Raw genomic sequence first — 1,130 nt, 5'->3', positions numbered from 1 at the left:
TGAGATTGTGAAGCTGACGAATCTGTTCACGTATGATGATGACAACAATCAAAATCATCGTGATGCACTACATCACTTACAAAGTCAGATTACCCCAGCCATCTCTCAAGCATTTTTAAGTCTCTGGAATAAGAAGTAAACAAATAGGATTTCAGAGGGAGTAGGGGAGAGGGGGTAGCTTTCAAGGGTAGGGGTTTAAAAATCAGGCAGTAGAGAGAGTGATTTGAGACACATGAAGTTGTGGAGGGGAAGTGGGCCAAGGCTCAGGAAAAAAACTACCTTGAGGTAATGGCAGGCGATTGAGAACAGCGGCCTTAATGACTAAAAATCCACGACGAAAACAACTCAAGCAACGATGGAGGACACTATTTTTAAAATTGCGTCGTGCCACATGAGTTGGTGGTAAGTCATCTAAACTACTAATCGGTAGATTGGCATCAACTTCTCCACCAACGCTGACTTGCCACAGAGTAGCAACAGCCATCGCTAACCAATGTCTCTCGGCGCGTCTGGGGTGAGTAATCTTGGTGCAATGCCAACAAAAACCGCCGCGTTTACCATCTTTAAAAAGACACTCAATCCAACAGCGCATAGAATACCAGCAAGCATCCGCAACGTCAGGTGGTAAATCGGTGAGAATCAACCAGGGGTCAGTGTAACCCGCGTCATGGCGAGCTAATAAAGTACATTTGAGAGAGTTAGTCTTGAAACAGGTAACTAAGCCAGAGAAAAACTGACCAACTTCGGACTGTATTTTCCTTTTTTCCCAATAGCTCTGCTAAGAATACTGATACTGTTGTCAGTCCGCAAGATTGGGTCATCACTATCCCAAAACTCCACATTGCTAGTATCAATGCTTGCGACTTAGACAGATGCGGCATCTTTTCTATGACTTTCCTCGTCCATTGCCTTAATTCCTCGCTTTTTCCTAAAAGCATTTTCCCCCCACACCCTGACATTCTTCACCGCATCTGACTTGCATATTTTTGCGGTCTGACAACAGTTGTGTATTTTACCTGCTTTTCTCCCTCTTTCTTAAACCCCTACCCTTGAAAGGGTCCCCTACCCCCTACCTAATTACATTCTCCCATGACCAAAGTCATCAGGGTGGTGGAGATTTCATCAAGGGG

Annotated in this window: 1 protein-coding gene; it reads right to left on the bottom strand. The window is 44.7% G+C overall.

All coding sequences use genetic code 11. The features are described from left to right. Window positions 1–202: 202 nt before the first annotated feature. The gene (locus A4S05_RS42020; RefSeq protein WP_176727102.1) at window positions 203–643 is read right to left on the bottom strand and encodes a hypothetical protein; all 441 of its coding nucleotides are present in this window, start codon (window positions 641–643) and stop codon (window positions 203–205) included. Between the last annotated feature and the right edge of the window lie 487 nt (window positions 644–1,130).

The organism is Nostoc sp. KVJ20, from assembly GCF_001712795.1.
Taxonomy (GTDB): Bacteria; Cyanobacteriota; Cyanobacteriia; order Cyanobacteriales; family Nostocaceae; genus Nostoc.
This window is presented reverse-complemented; position numbering and strand designations above follow the sequence as displayed.